This window comes from Winogradskyella sp. 266wxhm (genome assembly GCF_058964685.1).
This window is the reverse complement of sequence record NZ_CM179559.1, coordinates 22,501-39,627: the sequence shown is the minus strand read 5'-3', so window position 1 is coordinate 39,627 and position 17,127 is coordinate 22,501. Positions and strand designations below refer to the sequence as shown.

Annotated in this window: 15 protein-coding genes and 1 rRNA gene (1 of these 16 only partly in view); 10 read left to right on the top strand and 6 right to left on the bottom strand. The window is 32.7% G+C overall.

The genetic code is table 11. From position 1 onward, the window contains the following. Position 1: 1 nt before the first annotated feature. The 8 genes from AC2H4K_RS00190 to AC2H4K_RS00155 all read left to right on the top strand — a co-directional run bounded on the left by AC2H4K_RS00190 (position 2) and on the right by AC2H4K_RS00155 (position 8,792). The gene (locus AC2H4K_RS00190) at positions 2-1,081 is read left to right on the top strand and encodes an LptF/LptG family permease (protein WP_281141410.1); all 1,080 of its coding nucleotides are present in this window, start codon (positions 2-4) and stop codon (positions 1,079-1,081) included. Further along, positions 1,068-1,976 carry a DMT family transporter gene (locus tag AC2H4K_RS00185; RefSeq protein WP_281141411.1) on the top strand — a complete coding sequence of 303 codons (909 nt, stop codon included), beginning with the start codon at positions 1,068-1,070 and terminating at the stop codon, positions 1,974-1,976. The genes AC2H4K_RS00190 and AC2H4K_RS00185 overlap by 14 nt, the downstream gene beginning before the upstream one ends. A gap of 140 nt (positions 1,977-2,116) precedes the next feature. Beyond that, complete coding sequence (locus AC2H4K_RS00180; protein ID WP_281141412.1) at positions 2,117-3,070, top strand: acetyl-CoA carboxylase carboxyltransferase subunit alpha; 954 nt, start codon at positions 2,117-2,119, stop codon at positions 3,068-3,070. Between the two features lie 169 nt (positions 3,071-3,239). After that, entirely contained in the window at positions 3,240-4,772 is a 1,533-nt protein-coding gene (gene dnaB, locus AC2H4K_RS00175; RefSeq protein WP_281141413.1) for a replicative DNA helicase, read from the top strand. A gap of 72 nt (positions 4,773-4,844) precedes the next feature. Then, a complete protein-coding gene (locus AC2H4K_RS00170; protein WP_281141414.1) occupies positions 4,845-5,879 on the top strand; it encodes an AI-2E family transporter in 1,035 nt (344 codons plus the stop codon). A 199-nt stretch (positions 5,880-6,078) separates the two neighbouring features. Next, on the top strand, positions 6,079-7,263 hold the full coding sequence (locus tag AC2H4K_RS00165) for an asparagine synthetase B (protein WP_281141426.1): 1,185 nt from the start codon (positions 6,079-6,081) through the stop codon (positions 7,261-7,263). Positions 7,264-7,310: 47 nt separating this feature from the next. Next, positions 7,311-8,354, top strand: coding sequence for an adenylate/guanylate cyclase domain-containing protein (locus AC2H4K_RS00160; protein ID WP_281141415.1), 1,044 nt, complete (start codon positions 7,311-7,313; stop codon positions 8,352-8,354). A 15-nt stretch (positions 8,355-8,369) separates the two neighbouring features. Then, positions 8,370-8,792, top strand: a complete 423-nt coding sequence (locus AC2H4K_RS00155) for a secondary thiamine-phosphate synthase enzyme YjbQ (RefSeq protein ID WP_281141416.1) — start codon at positions 8,370-8,372, stop codon at positions 8,790-8,792. A 67-nt stretch (positions 8,793-8,859) separates the two neighbouring features. On the opposite strand, the gene AC2H4K_RS00150 is transcribed toward AC2H4K_RS00155, so the two are convergent. Continuing rightward, the gene (locus AC2H4K_RS00150; RefSeq protein WP_281141417.1) at positions 8,860-9,969 is read right to left on the bottom strand and encodes a hypothetical protein; all 1,110 of its coding nucleotides are present in this window, start codon (positions 9,967-9,969) and stop codon (positions 8,860-8,862) included. 419 nt (positions 9,970-10,388) lie between these two features. On the opposite strand from AC2H4K_RS00150, the gene AC2H4K_RS00145 reads away from it, so the two are divergent. After that, positions 10,389-11,510 (top strand): ATP-grasp domain-containing protein, encoded by a 1,122-nt coding sequence (locus tag AC2H4K_RS00145; RefSeq protein WP_281141418.1) that lies wholly within the window; start codon positions 10,389-10,391, stop codon positions 11,508-11,510. Between the two features lie 10 nt (positions 11,511-11,520). Here the strand turns inward: AC2H4K_RS00145 and AC2H4K_RS00140 are convergent, their stop codons facing one another. From AC2H4K_RS00140 to thrS, 5 genes are all read right to left on the bottom strand, one after another. Further along, positions 11,521-12,318 carry an HAD family hydrolase gene (locus AC2H4K_RS00140; RefSeq protein WP_281141419.1) on the bottom strand — a complete coding sequence of 266 codons (798 nt, stop codon included), beginning with the start codon at positions 12,316-12,318 and terminating at the stop codon, positions 11,521-11,523. 127 nt (positions 12,319-12,445) lie between these two features. Continuing rightward, the gene (gene rplT / locus AC2H4K_RS00135) at positions 12,446-12,790 is read right to left on the bottom strand and encodes a 50S ribosomal protein L20 (protein WP_281141420.1); all 345 of its coding nucleotides are present in this window, start codon (positions 12,788-12,790) and stop codon (positions 12,446-12,448) included. 105 nt (positions 12,791-12,895) lie between these two features. After that, complete coding sequence (gene rpmI / locus AC2H4K_RS00130) at positions 12,896-13,093, bottom strand: 50S ribosomal protein L35 (RefSeq protein WP_102754533.1); 198 nt, start codon at positions 13,091-13,093, stop codon at positions 12,896-12,898. A gap of 56 nt (positions 13,094-13,149) precedes the next feature. Further along, complete coding sequence (infC, locus tag AC2H4K_RS00125) at positions 13,150-13,698, bottom strand: translation initiation factor IF-3 (protein WP_281141427.1); 549 nt, start codon at positions 13,696-13,698, stop codon at positions 13,150-13,152. A gap of 33 nt (positions 13,699-13,731) precedes the next feature. Further along, the gene (gene thrS, locus AC2H4K_RS00120; RefSeq protein ID WP_281141421.1) at positions 13,732-15,672 is read right to left on the bottom strand and encodes a threonine--tRNA ligase; all 1,941 of its coding nucleotides are present in this window, start codon (positions 15,670-15,672) and stop codon (positions 13,732-13,734) included. 591 nt (positions 15,673-16,263) lie between these two features. Between thrS and AC2H4K_RS00115 the strand changes: the two genes are divergently transcribed. Further along, a 16S ribosomal RNA gene (locus AC2H4K_RS00115) occupies positions 16,264-17,127 on the top strand; it runs 662 nt beyond the window's last position.

The window sequence follows — 17,127 nt, the reverse complement described above, 5'->3', positions numbered from 1 at the left end:
AGTGAAGATATTAGATTGGTACATATTAAAGCGTTATTTGTTTACATTTCTTATGATGTTATTACTGTTTATACCTATTGGTATAACAGTAGATTTAGCAGAAAAAGTTGGTAAAATATTAGAGAATAAAGCTCCTTTTGGTGAGGTTACGGCGTATTATGTTGATTTCACCGTATATTTTGCTAACCTGTTATTTCCATTATTCTTATTCCTATCAGTTATTTGGTTTACCTCAAAACTGGCTAATAACACAGAAATAGTAGCGTTTTTAAGTTCAGGAGTGTCTTTTTCAAGATTTTTAAGGCCTTACTTAATTGGTGCTACACTTGTAGCCTCTTTTGCATTGGTTTTAGGGATGTATTTAGCACCTATTGCAAGTCAAGGCTTTAACGAGTTTAAGTATAAATATCTTAAAAAGAATAAACAAGTTCAAGAGACACGAGATGTATATCAGCAAATAAATGATAATGATTTTATCTATGTAAGCAATTTTATACCAAGAAATAAAGTAGGGACTAAGTTTACCTATGAACATTTTGAAGGTAATGAACTTAAGTATAAAATTTTTGCTGATAACATAAGATATATTGAAGAAGATTCTACATATAGACTTTCAACTTACCTAAAAAGAACTATAAATGAAGATGGCTCTGAGACGGTTGAAACAGAGCATAGTAAAACAATGGATTTTCCTTTTGAAATTGAGGATTTAACACCTGTGGAGTATGCTGCAGAGACAAAGTCTTATGGTGAACTTCTTCGTTTTATAGAGGCAGAAAAAAGAAAAGGATCCAAAAATATAGGTAGATATGAAGTTGTTAAGCTAAAAAAGTGGAGCTTACCAGTTTCAATTTATATATTAACAATTATTGCTGTAGCTGTGTCTTCTGTAAAAAGAAGAGGAGGAATGGGAGTAAATCTCGCTTTCGGAATTGCTATAGCCATGATATATGTTTTCTTTGATAAAATATTTGGAGTTATGGCAGAGCAATCCAACTTTCCCGCAGTGATTGCGGTATGGTTTCCAAACGTTATATTTGGTATATTAGCTATATACCTCTTGCAGAATGCCAAACGCTAAACTAAAGCATTATCTACATTTACATTTTCTGGTTTTTATTGCTGGCTTTACCGCTATTCTTGGTGAATTAATTACTATTGGAGCATTAGAATTGGTTTGGTTTAGAATGTCTATTGCAGGTGTTTTAATGTTTCTTTATATAAAATTCAGAAAATTAAAGCTGAGAATTTCGAAGAAAACACTATTACAATTTTCGATAGCAGGTGTGATTATAGCATTACATTGGATTACTTTTTTCGAGTCCATTAATCAAGCTAATGTATCTATAGCTTTAGCTATGTTTTCGTCAGGAGCTTTTTTTGCGTCTTTTATAGAGCCTTTGTTTTTCAAACGAAGAATTTTAGCTTTTGAAATTCTATTCGGAATTATTGTAATATTAGGTGTTTATCTTATTACAATGAGCGAAATGACTCATATAAAAGGCATAATTTTAGGTTTAATTTCTGCCTTATTTTCTACTTTATTTGCTGTAATAAATGGGAGATTTATAGAACGTTATGATTCAACATTGATTTCTTTTTACGAATTTATAAGTGGTGTGTTATTTTTAACTGTTTTTATAATTTTTACAGGCACAAAATTCAATTTAGAATTTTTCTCATTATCAACTTCAGATTGGGTTTACCTTTTTATTCTAGCTTCAATTTGTACAGCTTATGCTTTTATTGGAGCTGTAGAAATAATGCGCTATATAAGTCCTTACACAGTTATTTTAAGTTATAATTTAGAACCTGTTTATGGTATTACGTTGGCCTTGTTCTTGTTTCCTGAAAATGAAAAGATGTCACCACAATTTTATATAGGTGCTATATTGATATTAGCTACCATTTTACTAGATGCTATATTGAAAAACCGAAAAAGAAGAAAAGGTAAAACAAGGACTATTGCCAGTTAAAATTTTTATAGTTAGCATTAGAATACCTATTTTTGCACTTACGATTAATTCCTCCTACATTTATAATAAATGTTCTTAGTAATTAAATTAGAATATGTAGGTTTGTACACTAACTAAAGATAAAACTAACTTCAAATTGTATGGAATATTTAGAGTTTGAATTGCCAATAAAAGAATTAGAAGAGCAGCTCGATAAATGCGAAATTATAGGAAAAGAGAGTGATGTAGATGTTACAGAAACCTGTAAGCAAATTGAGAAAAAATTAGCAGATACCAAAAAAGATATATATAAGAACCTTACGGCTTGGCAGCGTGTACAGTTGTCTCGTCACCCAAATAGACCTTATACTTTAGATCATATCAAAGCTTTATGTGGAGACTCATGGTTAGAGCTTCATGGTGACAGAAATGTTAAAGATGACAAAGCCATGATAGGTGGTCTAGGAAAAATTGGTGACCAGTCTTATATGTTTATTGGTCAGCAAAAAGGTTATAATACCAAAACAAGACAGTATCGTAATTTCGGGATGTCTAACCCTGAAGGTTACCGTAAAGCTTTGCGTTTAATGAAATCGGCTGAAAAGTTTGGAATTCCTGTAGTAACATTAATTGATACTCCAGGTGCTTATCCAGGTTTAGAGGCAGAAGAACGTGGTCAAGGTGAAGCTATTGCAAGAAATATTTTAGAAATGGCACGTCTTAAAGTGCCAATCATTACTATAATTATAGGTGAAGGAGCCTCTGGTGGTGCATTAGGAATTGGAGTAGGTGATAGAGTAATGATGTTAGAAAACACTTGGTATTCTGTAATTTCCCCAGAATCTTGTTCATCTATTTTATGGAGAAGTTGGGAATATAAAGAACAAGCAGCTGAAGCTTTAAAACTTACAGCGAAAGACATGAAACGCATGAAGCTTGTAGACCAAATAATAAAGGAACCTCTTGGAGGTGCTCACACTGATAGAGAAAAAACATTTTTAGCTGTTAAAGATGCGATTGTAAAATCTTATGATGATCTTAAAAACTTATCACCAAAAGAGTTAGTGAAACAACGCATGGAAAAATACAGTGAAATGGGTGTCTACAAAGACTAAATCCACTAAACATAGGCAACTTAAAAAACTGAAGTTTTTGACTTCGGTTTTTTTTGTCGCTATTAACAATAAATCAGAGTTATTAACAGTTAAATTGTTGATGAACTGTTGAGATTGCAAAACCATCAAAACACAGTTTATCAATACTATTTAGTTACTTTCGTAAACTATGAAACAACCAAGTCCAGTACAAAGTTATAAAGTCGACAAAAGCTCAATCATAAGCTTAGAGAAGGGTAAGATACCTCCTCAAGCTATTGATTTAGAAGAGGTTGTGCTTGGAGCTATGATGATTGATAAGAAAGGTGTGGACGAGGTTATTGATATTTTGAGTGCTGATGCTTTTTATAAGGATGCTCACAAATACATTTTTGAAGCTATTTTAAAATTGTTTGAAAACAGTGAGCCAGTAGACTTATTAACCGTTTCTAGCCAATTAAAGAAAGAAGAAAAACTAGATTTAGTAGGTGGAGACTTTTATCTGATTTCTCTTACACAGCGTGTGTCTTCTTCAGCACATATCGAATTTCATGCACGTATTATTTTACAGAAGTTCATTCAGCGTAGTTTGATTAAAATTTCTAATGAAATTATTGAAGAGGCTTACGATGAAACCAAAGACGTTTTTGATCTTTTAGATAATGCGGAAGCTAAGCTTTACGAAGTAACCCAAGGTAACGTAAAAAAATCTACGGAGACAGCTCAGAGTTTAGTAATTCAAGCGAAAAAGAAGATTGAAGAAATTTCAAATAAGGAAGGACTTAGTGGAATTCCAACAGGTTTTGATAAGCTAGATAAACTTACTTCTGGTTGGCAACCTTCAGATTTAATTATTGTAGCGGCTCGTCCTGGTATGGGTAAAACAGCTTTAACGCTAACAATGGCGAGAAATATAGCCGTGGATTTTAATAACCCGGTAGCTTTCTTTTCTCTGGAGATGTCATCAGTTCAATTAATAACGCGTTTAATTTCTAGTGAAACAGGACTATCTTCTGAAAAACTTAGAACGGGAAAACTTGAAAAACACGAATGGGAGCAGCTTAATGTAAAGGTAAAAACCTTAGAAAAAGCACCATTATATATTGATGATACGCCATCGCTTTCAATTTTCGATTTAAGAGCAAAAGCACGTCGTTTAGCTTCTCAGTATGGTATAAAAATGATCATGATTGATTATTTACAGTTGATGACAGCTGGAGGAAGTCAAAAAGGCGGAAACAGGGAGCAGGAAATCTCGATGATTTCTCGTAACCTCAAAGCTTTGGCTAAAGAGTTGAATGTTCCTGTTATAGCATTGTCTCAGTTATCTCGTGCTGTTGAAACTCGTGGAGGAAGTAAAAGACCTTTATTGTCGGATTTACGTGAATCTGGTGCGATTGAGCAAGATGCGGATATTGTATCTTTCATTTATAGACCAGAATATTATAAGATTGATGAGTGGGATGATGAAGAGCGTTCTCCTACTGAAGGACAAGGTGAGTTTATTGTTGCAAAACACAGAAATGGTGGTTTAGAAAATATTAGATTGAAGTTTATCGGTCACCTTGGTAAGTTTGATAATTTGGATGATTTTGATACGCCTTTTGGTGAATTTCATTCCAAAATGAATGCAGCAGCTAACGATGATTCATTTAAGCCAGATAGTTTCCCTTCGGCCTCTGATGCTTTCGATGGACCAGATGATGATGGTGTGCCGTTTTAACAATAATATAAGAGACTTCAACTATTATTTAAATTACATTTACGGCTAGCTATTTAACAAGAAAATCGCCTCATGTTAGACCAAAGACGAACCACTAATATTCTATTGCTCATTATAGCGATACCACTTATATTTTATTTACTAAAAATCTTATCCTTTATTTTCATTCCATTGATTTTTTCAATGTTTATTGCATTATTGTTTTTGCCAATTATGCGATGGCTAGGAAGACGTAAGGTGCCTAAGTTTGTAAGTATAATTATCATTCTTTTATTGGTTTCTGTTGGATTAAAAATTGGGGTAGAATTAATTCAGCTTTCGAGTAAAGAAATTTTGGCAACAAAAGATGAGTTCTTTCCTAAAGCAGAAGAGAAATTGACACAATTAAAACTGTATTTATCTGATAATTTTGGGGTAGAAATTGTTGAAGATCAAAATGTTCTTGCACAATTTTTTCAGAAAGAAAACTTAGGGACAACTTTTGGGTTTTTAAGAACATTTTTGACAACAGTACTCATGACTGTTTTCTTTGTTGTACTGTGGTTGGCAGAATCTATTAATGTGCATAAACTTCTAAACAACACCTTGCTTAAACAGAAGCATACATCTATTAAAGCATTTATGAAAATTGAAAAAGACCTTATTAAGTTTATTAAGGTGAAATTTTTAGTGAGTGCCTTAACGGGAATTTTTACTGGATTAATGTGTGTCTTCTTTGATGTAAGCTTTCCTATTTTTTGGGGTTTATTTGCCTTTGCAATCAACTTTGTACAAATGGTGGGTTCATTTATAGCGGTAATTTCACTATCTATTTTTGCATTTGTTGAGTTGGATCCTACAAGTACATTATTCTTTTTTATAATAGCCATAGCTTTAGTTCAGGTTGTCTTTGGTACTATTTTAGAACCTGTATTTATGGGGAAATCCTTTTCAATAAATATTATAGCAGTACTTGTAATGTTGATGTTTTGGGGCTTTTTATGGGGAATTCCAGGGTTAATAATGGCCATTCCTATAACAGTGTTTATTAAAATAATTTTAGAACAGTTTCAAGGAACTAAAATTATAGCAAGCCTTCTTTCAGGAAGTGAAACAACTTTAGAGTAGACTCTAGTTTTTACACTCACAGGTTTATTATTTTATTGAAAATTTTTTTCAAGTATCTTAAAAGATATACAACTTTTATTGAGACAAACTAAAAATTGGTATATTTCGTTCTAAATCTATGAACTTGAAAAAAATTATATTCTCAATATTACTAGCGCTTTTTGCTATAAATTCTTATGCTTCGTACATCCTAATTCCTATGGATAACGAATCACAAGAAAATCACCTTAAGGCTTATGGTGTTACATATTGGACGTTAGAGCGTGAACTCAAAGTAAACTGGTTGTTGAATTATAGAGGAGGTTCTTTTTTATTACCAGATGCAGAAATCATTAGACGTGAATGTCAAATAAGAGGAGTCTCTTTTGAGATTCTTTCGGATTCAAAAGCGGCAGAAATTTTAGATGATATCAGTAGTCCTTCTGTTAATCAAGAAGCCGTTGTTTTAGAAAAAGCACCAAAAATTGCCGTGTATACTCCTTATGGAAAAAAACCTTGGGATGATGCGGTAACCATGGTTTTAACCTATGCGGAAATTCCTTATGAAACTATTTATGACGAAGAAGTTTTAAATGATGAATTGTTACTTTACGATTGGTTGCACCTACATCATGAAGATTTTACAGGACAATATGGAAAATTTTATAGAACTTATAGGTCTGCAGCTTGGTATATAGAAGAGAAAAAAGATGCGGAAGAATTAGCTCAGAAGCTAGGTTACGATAAAGTTTCTGAGGAAAAATTAGCTGTTGCTTTAAAAATTCGAGATTATGTTGTTGGTGGTGGGTTTATGTTTGCTATGTGTTCTGCTACAGATAGTTTTGATATAGCGTTGTCAGCTGAAGGCGTCGATATCTGTGAACCTATGTTTGATGGTGATGGTAGTGATCCTGGTTATCAAAATAAAATAGACTATTCCAAAACATTCGCGTTTAAAGATTATATATTAGAACAGAGTCCTAATGTTTATGAGTTTTCGTCCATAGATATGACATCAAAACGACAAATTCCTTTTAAAACAGATTATTTTTCGTTGATGCAGTATTCGGCAAAATGGGATCCTATTCCAACCATGCTTACTCAAAATCATACAGCTTTAGTAAAAGGTTTTATGGGACAAACGACGTCTTTTACTAGAGAAGAAATCAAATCAAATGTTTTGGTAATGGGTGAAAACAAAACTAATGGTGAGGCTAAATATATTCATGGAATCAAAGGAAAAGGTTTTTTTACATTTTATGGTGGCCATGATCCAGAAGATTATACCCATAGAGTAGGAGACCCTAAAACCGAGTTGGATTTACACCCTAATTCTCCGGGTTATCGACTTATATTGAACAATGTTTTATTTCCGGCAGCAAAGAAAAAAAAGCAAAAGACCTAATATATTGAACAATCTTGTATAACATAAGGATATATTTTAAGCAGTTAGTGTTTGCTAATATCTTTTGGATTTTAGCATGCATTCTATTTATTCTTATTAGATTTTTGGCTTATGGTGAAGACCAAGGAGACGTTATTGTAAATCCGAGATTAGAAGTTCCTATCACAGAATGGCTCCATTATGGTGTTATGGCAGGTGTAATTTTGGGTATATTCTATGCAACGATTGAATTTTTCTTCAATAAATTTCTTTCAAAAAGTTTTTTCCTCGGTGTAACAGTATTACTTAAGGTTGTACTGTACATTTTTGTACTCATATTTACTCTAACCTTTATATTGAGCTACATAGAGTTGGATATGGATATAGATTTACCAATAGAGCGTGGTTGGTGGATTGATAATACTATTTTCTGGCTTTGTGCAGCATATTTCTTTATATGTTCTTTTATATTCTTATTTATAAAAATCGCTAATGAAAAATTTGGAAGAGGGATACTATTCAATATGCTTATTGGTAAATATCGCCAGCCAACAGAAGAGGAACGCGTATTTATGTTTTTAGATTTAAAATCTTCAACTTCAATTGCCGAAAAGTTAGGCCACTATAAGTATAGCCAATTATTGCAAGATTGTTTTTTTGATTTAAATAGGGTGGTGAATAGGTATGACGGAAGTATATATCAATATGTTGGTGATGAAGCCGTAATTACTTGGCCTATACACAAAGCGACAAAAAATAATAATTGTGTAGCAATATATTTTGCATTTATGAAAATCATAGAAAAAAGGTCAAAATACTATACAAAACATTATGATTTAGTCCCTTTTTTTAAAGCTGGACTTCATGGCGGGAAATTAATCATTACTGAAGTAGGTACAGTAAAAAAAGAATTGGCTTTTCACGGAGATGTTATAAATACAGCTTCAAGAATTCAGGATTTATGTAATAAATATAATGCAGCTCTTTTAGTATCGCAATCTCTATTGAATCAATTAAAATTTAGAAGAAAATTTAATTCAGAATCAAAAGGAACTATTTCTCTCAAAGGGAAAGAAGAGACAGTTAATATTTCTGAAATAACCAACCTGTAAATCTATACTCATTTTATGAATTATTTTCAGAAGGAAATAAAGCTTAAATCACATAATAGAGGATATCATCTCATAACTACAGAGATTCTAAACTCCATTCCAGAAATAAAAGAAATCAATATTGGAATGCTGCATGTTTTCATAAAACATACCTCTACAAGCTTAACTATAAATGAAAATGCTGATCCAACGGTGAGAATGGATTTTGAAAGTCATATCAATAAAATGGTTCCAGAAAATCAATCTTATTATAAACATACTTATGAAGGAGCAGATGATATGCCAGCACATATTAAGGCTTCATTAATGGGCGCTTCTGTTCAAATACCTATTACAAATGGAAAATTAAATCTAGGGATTTGGCAAGGTGTTTATTTATGTGAGCATAGAAATTTTGCATCAGGAAGAGATTTGGTGATTACAGCCTTTGGAAATTAGTTTGATTTTTAGATATAAAAAAGCCAGCTATAAAAAGCTGGCTTTTATGTTTGTGAACTAATTTCTTCTAGTTATATTTAAAAAATGTTGACCAATTGTTACCAGGGAAATCACATCCAGCAGCCCATGCAGTCTCGCTACATTCACCACAAGGAACTGGCATTTCAATAAATATAGATTGTTTGTTATCTGTCGGTACCAATACAATAACAATGTTTTCACCACAGCTAGGTACAAAATCATTATGATTTAATGCCATTGCGACCATCATGTCAATTCTATCATTGTTATAAGGTCCGGTAAAAGCACACTCAATACATACACTATCATCTACTAAATTCCATACTGCAATTTGCAAATCACCAAAGGTGTAATTACCTAATTCAGGCGAAGCTTCAGTTCCAATAAGCCCTTGATTAACGAGCCAGTTTAAAGCTCCAAAGTTTTCAGGGTGCTCAAATTTACCTTCAGGTAAAGTTTCATAAGAAGAATAAACATCTCCTGTAAAACATTCTAAGTTGTTTAACGTAGCATCTTGATCAAGGCACCAAGCGTCGTGTGCTCCAGATAAAGAGTTACCTCCGCTAATCTCAATATCAAAGTAGCTTTCTGCTACACCTTTGGCAGTAACACAAACATCTACTTGATCTGGTAGAGACATTTCAAAAGCTTCTTCAGTAACATCATTAACACAATTAACAACAGCATGAGCCGCTACGTAAATGTCATCTCCAGTTTGGTAGTCACTTAAGTTAACAGAATAAGTATAACTAGAAATACAACTATGGTTTTCGTCGCTATATTCAAACTGTCCTGGGACAGGATTTCCACCATTGTTCATAGGGAAATCATTAGTGTTTGTTACAACTGAAAGGTGAGTTTCTACTAAACAATAACCAACATTAGTGATGTTATAAGTGACATCATAATTCCCATCACTACCAGTAACTGTTACATTACCAACTAGTGTGTGTTGCCCAGCGTAAAGATTAACACTGTCATAGACTTCATCGCAATTAGAAATTGTAAGTCCTTGTTTTGGATTCTTTTTACCTTTTTTAGCTTCTAAAGAAGAGCTATCAGCTTCAGATATTTCTTCTGTTTGACAACTGTAAGTGCCTAAAATCAGAAAGAAACAAAATAATAATTTGTAATAATTGATTAGATTTTTTTTCATGTTGTTTAGCTTAATAATTGTGGTTCTTTTGAATAGTTTTAAATTCTTATTCAATTAGTGTCTTTGCTATTAACCAATTATTAATCAAACTAAAATAACTTATTAATTGCCTGAAATATAACATACTAGTTTAAAAGCTTTTTTGCACGTTAAAACGTTTGACTTCTCTTTTTTGATTATTATTGAGTGAAACATATTTTAATCCTAAATATTATTTTTTGATAGAGCGGAAGTTATTTGACTTTATTTCATTTAATGTTTAGTCATTACTTTTTCACATACCTTATATCTAATTTTTATTCCTTGTTTGTTTTTATGTCGATGAAAATATTGTTTTAAACTATATCTAATTAAAGATATTCTCTTTATTACTAACAAAGATTATCTTCGCTTTAAACTAATATTGTATAATATATTCTATGCTTAAAGAGTTTTCTCTTTTAATACCTGATGGTGAGAGCCATTTATCACTATATGTGGTTAATTGTTTGTTACATAATCCTAATGTGACAATTTATGTAATGGCTAACCAAAAGTATCCACCTATAAGATACTCTAGAGGTATAAAAAAGTTCTTTTATTACCCTGATTCTGGTAATGATTTAGAGTTTATATCTAAAACAAATGAAATTCTAGAGCGATATGATATAGATTTACTTATGCCTGTTTTTGAAACAGGAATAAAGAAAATATCGATGTATAAGGATAAGTTTGATCATAATAAGTTAGGTCTTATTCCTTCTATAAAAGATTTTGATATAGCTATAAGTAAGTGGACATTATCTAAGCATATGGAATTAACCGATATCCCTTATCCAAAGAGTTATATGTTTGTAGATATTAAGAAAAATAATTTTAATCAATTCGAGTATCCTGTAATAATGAAACCTACATATATATCAGGTGGAGGAGATGGTGTAATGTTATTTAAAAAGGTAGAAGAACTAAAAGCTTATGTGTCTAAAGATAAATTTAATCCTAATCAGTTAATACAAGAATACATTGATGGTTTTGATGTAGGATGTAGTTTATTATGTAAATCAGGTGAAATACTAGCTTGTACTATGCAAAAAGCATCAATGCTAAATAATAATCCGTTTAGACCTTGGCTAGGGGTTCAGTTTTTATATAATGAAGAACTGTTCAATATTGTAGAAAACTTAATGAGATCCTTAAATTGGAATGGTGTTGCTCATTTAGATTTAAAATTTGATAAAAAGAGCAATACATTCAAAGTTATTGAAATCAATCCAAGATTTTGGGGCTCATTAGAAGGCTCAATGATAGCCGGAGTAAATTTTCCGTATTTATATTGTCTAGCAAGTTTAGATAAAAAATTTGATACACCTGATTACGAAAAATTCGAATATTTTAATTTAAAAGGTTTAGGTAAGAAAATAAAAATAAATAAGAGATTATTGTTTAACTGGAAGTGTATGAACAACTATACTCAATTAAGATATGTAGTCAAAAACCCTATTCCGGTGGTCATAAAATATGCTGTTTTTTTTAAAACAATTGTAAGGTCAAGGTTTAGTTAAACATAAAAGTTTATTTTTTCTCCAATATCAATTGCTCTAATATATACTCAACACCAAACTCATCATTGCTTTTAGTTTGATAATTGGCAATAGATTTAATGTTTTCATGAGCATTTGCCATAGCATAGCTATATGATGCAAGTTGAAGCATTTCATAATCATTATTATAATCACCAAAAGCCATAGTTTCTGAAGGTTTTACGTTATAATGTTTTTGTAAAAATTCAATAGCATGACCTTTATTTGTTATTTTATCTGAAATATCAACCCAATGATTTCCAGAAACAACCACATTAAATTCATCTTTGAGATGTTGTACATGCGGATAAATATTGGCTTCAGAATTGGTTATATTATATAGAGCTATTTTAATGACGTCGTCTTTAATTTCATCAACAGAATCTATAATAGTATAATTAGTATAAAATTCAGAAAACAGTGTTATCAATTCATCTGACGTTCTTTTGATGTAAGCTTTGTGTTTAGTACAAAATAGAGGATAAGCATCTTTAATTGTGCCTGTAAGATCAAACAACATTTTTAGTTTTTCTTCGCTTAAAGAATTAGACAATAAAAGTTGATCGTTCTGTAAAACTAGACCTCCATTTTCAGCAACAATAGTAATATCATTTTTTATAGTTCCGAATTTGTCGACCATACTGTAATAAGGCCTACCGCTAGCGGCTACAAACAAAATATCCTTTTGTTTAAGTTGTTTGTATAATTCGAAGAATCTATCGCTGACTTGATGATTAGAATTAAGTAATGTACCATCCATGTCAGAGATAACCATTTTTACATTTTTCATAGGTTTGTTTTTTATGAATTTAAAAACTAAAAATAGATTTGTTGTTTCGTAAATATTAATAAAAAAACCGATTCAAAATAGAATCGGTTTTATAAGCGAAATGTTGTTATTAATTTGGCTAAAAGCCTTATTTTACTTTGTTTACTATTGCTTCAAAAGCTTCTGGGTGATTCATAGCTAAATCTGCAAGAACTTTACGGTTCAAGTCAATATTATTAGCTTTTAATCCTCCCATAAATTTTGAATAGCTCATTCCATGTAGTCTAGCACCTGCGTTAATACGCATAATCCACAATGAACGGAATGATCTCTTTTTATTTCTACGGTCTCTGTACGAGTATTGCATCGCTTTATCAACCGCATTTTTTGCTACTGTCCAAACGTTTTTACGTCTTCCAAAGTAACCTTTTGCTTGCTTAAGAACCTTTTTTCTTCTAGCTCTTTTTGCAACTGAATTTACTGATCTTGGCATTTCTTTTAATTGTTTTTTGTAGTAGGCGACCAATCATTTGGTACTTGCTAAATTTTTTTGCCTAACTCCAGGGTTTATAAATTATTTTAACCGGTTAAAACTTTATTACTTTAAGCGTAACATTGTTTTAACATTATCCTCGTCAGACTTATGTACTAAAGTATCATGAGTCAACGCAAGCTTACGCTTTTTAGATTTCTTCGTCAATATATGACTCTTAAAAGCGTGCTTTCTTTTAATCTTACCAGTGCCAGTTAGTTTGAAACGTTTCTTAGCACTTGATTTTGTCTTCATTTTAGGCATTTTCTCCTAGATTTAATTTACGTTTCGCTTATTATCTTTTACTGAATTAACAGTTATTATTTTTTCTTAGGCGCAATGAACATAATCATTCTTTTACCTTCTAGTTTTGGCATTTGTTCAACTTTACCAAACTCTTCAAGGTCTTGCGCTAGTCTTAATAAAAGAATCTGACCTTGTTCTTTAAAAACAATTGAGCGTCCTTTGAAAAATACAAAGGCTTTTAATTTAGCTCCATCTTTTAAGAACTTTTCAGCATGTTTCTTTTTGAACTCGTAGTCATGGTCATCTGTTTGAGGACCAAATCTAATTTCTTTTACAACTACTTTAGAGGCTTTAGCTTTTAAGGCTTTTTCCCTCTTCTTCTGTTCGTAAAGAAACTTTTTGTAATCCATAACTTTACAAACAGGAGGTTTTGCATTTGGCGAAATCTCTACAAGATCTAGACCTTGTTCGTCAGCAACGCTGAGGGCTTGTTTTAGAGGGTAAATTCCAACTTCAACATTGTCTCCAACGAGTCTTACTTCTTCGGCTCTAATCTTAGAATTAATTCTATGCTGATCCTCTGGAACAGCTCTTCTTGTGTAATTCTTTCTGTTTCTACGTATTGCTATGGCTTATAAATTTTAATTAAACTTTATTTATTTAAAAGTTTTTAAACTTTTATTTATTCTTTCTTTTATTGTTTTTACAAAACTTTCTACTGTAATTGTTCCTAGGTCTTCACCACCGTGAGCTCTAACAGTTATAGTATTGTCTTTTTCTTCTTGCTCACCTACAATGACCATAAATGGAAACTTCTGCATTTCTGCTTCACGAATTTTCTTACCTACAGTTTCGTTTCTATTGTCTGCGAGGGCGCGAATTTCGTCATTTTCTAGCAAATTTAAAACTTTTTCGGCGTATTTTTCATATTTCTCACTTACGGAAAGCACAATTACTTGTTCTGGCATTAACCAAAGCGGGAAATTTCCACCTGTATGTTCTAGTAATATAGCAACAAAACGCTCCATACTTCCGAAAGGTGCACGGTGAATCATTACAGGTCTGTGCATTTCATTATCGCTACCTTTATAAGTAAGATCAAAGCGTTCAGGTAAGTTGTAGTCCACTTGAATTGTACCAAGTTGCCACTGTCTTCCTAAAGCATCCTTAACCATAAAATCTAGTTTAGGTCCATAAAAGGCAGCTTCACCAGTTTCAACCACATAATTTAATCCTTTATCTATGGCAGCATTTAAAATTGCTTTTTCTGCTTTTTCCCAGTTTTCGTCACTTCCTATATATTTATCTGGGTTTTCAGGATCTCTTAATGATACTTGTGCAGTAAAGTTTTCAAATCCTAGGGAACCAAATACATAAAGAACTAAATCAATGACTTCTTTAAATTCAGTGTCTAGTTGATCTGGTGTACAAAAAATATGCGCATCATCTTGAGTAAATCCTCTTACTCTGGTTAAACCATGTAATTCACCACTTTGCTCATATCTATATACTGTACCAAATTCAGCAAAACGTTTTGGTAGTTCTCTATAAGAAAAAGGTTTGCTGTTATAAATTTCACAGTGATGAGGGCAGTTCATTGGTTTTAATAAGAACTCTTCGCCTTCAGCAGGAGTAGTAATAGGTTGAAAACTGTCTTCACCGTATTTTGCATAGTGACCAGAAGTGACATAAAGTTCCTTTTGCCCAATATGAGGTGTTACCACCATTTCATAACCTGCTTTTTTCTGCGCGGCTTTAAGGAAGTTTTCTAAACGTTCGCGTAAAGCAGCACCTTTAGGTAACCAAAGCGGTAAACCTTGACCAACTTTTTGGGAAAAAGTAAATAGTTCTAATTCCTTCCCAAGTTTTCTATGATCTCTCTTTTTAGCCTCTTCTAGTAATTCTAAATATTCTGTAAGCTCTTTTTGTTTAGGGAAAGAAATACCATAAACTCGGGTTAACTGTTTTTCGTTTTCATCACCTTTATAATAAGCTCCAGCAACACTTAATATTTTTACAGCTTTTATTAAGCCTGTATTTGGAATGTGTCCTCCTCGACATAGGTCGGTAAAAGTTGAGTGATCGCAAAAACTGATTGTACCATCTTCTAGATTTTCAATTAAATCTACTTTGTATTCGTTTTTACCTTTATAATAAGATAGAGCATCAGCTTTAGAAACACTACGCATTTTAAAATCGTGTTTTCCTCTCGCTATTTCTATCATTTTATTCTCAATGGTTTTAAAATCTTTTTCAGAAATAGAACCTTCACCTAAATCAACATCATAGTAAAAGCCATTTTCAATAGCAGGTCCAACCCATAACTTTACACCTGGATACAACTCCTCTAAGGCTTGAGCAAGCACATGGGCAGATGAATGCCAAAAAGCTTTTTTACCAGCGTCATCTTTAAAGGTATATAATGTGAGGTTACCATTATGATGTAATGGAGTGGTTATCTCAACAACAGTGTTATCAAACTTTGCGGATATAACATTTCGCGCAAATCCTTCACTTATATCTTTAGCTACTTCAAAAGGAGTAACACCTTTTTCAAAAGACCTAACAGAACCATCAGGTAAAGTAATATCTATCATTATAATTATAGTAGTATAAAATTAGCTTACAAAGATATATTATATAAGTAATACACAAAATGAAGATTTCATAAATTAATATTGAATTTATAATATATGTATGTCTTGATTCTGTATTCATATAATAATAGATAGTATTATAAGTGTCTTTGAATAATAGTTTATAGATGGATAGTTATCCTAAATAATTAACCATTAAAAAACTTTCGCTTATAAAAGGTTAGTTATAAGCAAATTGTAAAAAAGATTAAAAAAAGATTAAAAAAGTAGTTGTGAATAAGGAAAAGGGTTATATATTTGCGCCCCGAAACAGACGTCCCGAGAGGCAAGTTTCAGAAGTTCATTTCCATAAAAAAGCACATCGAAAAAATTTTTTAAAAAAAATTAAAAAGATGTTGCGGGAATGAAAAAAGGGTTTTATATTTGCACCCGCTTAGCGAAACAACGTTAAGAGAAAGTAAAGAAAAGTTCATTAACATATTGAATTGACAGCGTAAAAATCAACTGGAAACGGTTGGTTTAAAACAAGAGAACAAACCATTTTGAGTACTGAAAAATTCCTATTAGTTGTTAAATAATATTTAAGATTTAACGATGAAGAGTTTGATCCTGGCTCAGGATGAACGCTAGCGGCAGGCCTAACACATGCAAGTCGAACGGTAACAGGAAAAAGCTTGCTTTTTTGCTGACGAGTGGCGCACGGGTGCGTAACGCGTATACAATCTACCTTTTACGGGGGGATAGCCTTTAGAAATGAAGATTAATACCCCATAGTATTTCAATTTCGCATGTTATTGAAATTAAAGTTTCGGCGGTAAAAGATGAGTATGCGTTCTATTAGCTAGATGGTGCGGTAACGGCGCACCATGGCGACGATAGATAGGGGCCCTGAGAGGGGGATCCCCCACACTGGTACTGAGACACGGACCAGACTCCTACGGGAGGCAGCAGTGAGGAATATTGGACAATGGGCGAGAGCCTGATCCAGCCATGCCGCGTGCAGGAAGACTGCCCTATGGGTTGTAAACTGCTTTTATACGGGAAGAAACCCATCTACGTGTAGGTGGCTGACGGTACCGTAAGAATAAGGATCGGCTAACTCCGTGCCAGCAGCCGCGGTAATACGGAGGATCCGAGCGTTATCCGGAATCATTGGGTTTAAAGGGTCCGTAGGTGGATGATTAAGTCAGAGGTGAAATCCTGCAGCTCAACTGTAGAATTGCCTTTGATACTGGTCATCTTGAATTATCGTGAAGTAGTTAGAATATGTAGTGTAGCGGTGAAATGCATAGATATTACATAGAATACCAATTGCGAAGGCAGATTACTAACGATATATTGACACTGATGGACGAAAGCGTGGGGAGCGAACGGGATTAGATACCCCGGTAGTCCACGCCGTAAACGATGGTCACTAGCTGTCCGGACTTCGGTCTGGGTGGCTAAGCGAAAGTG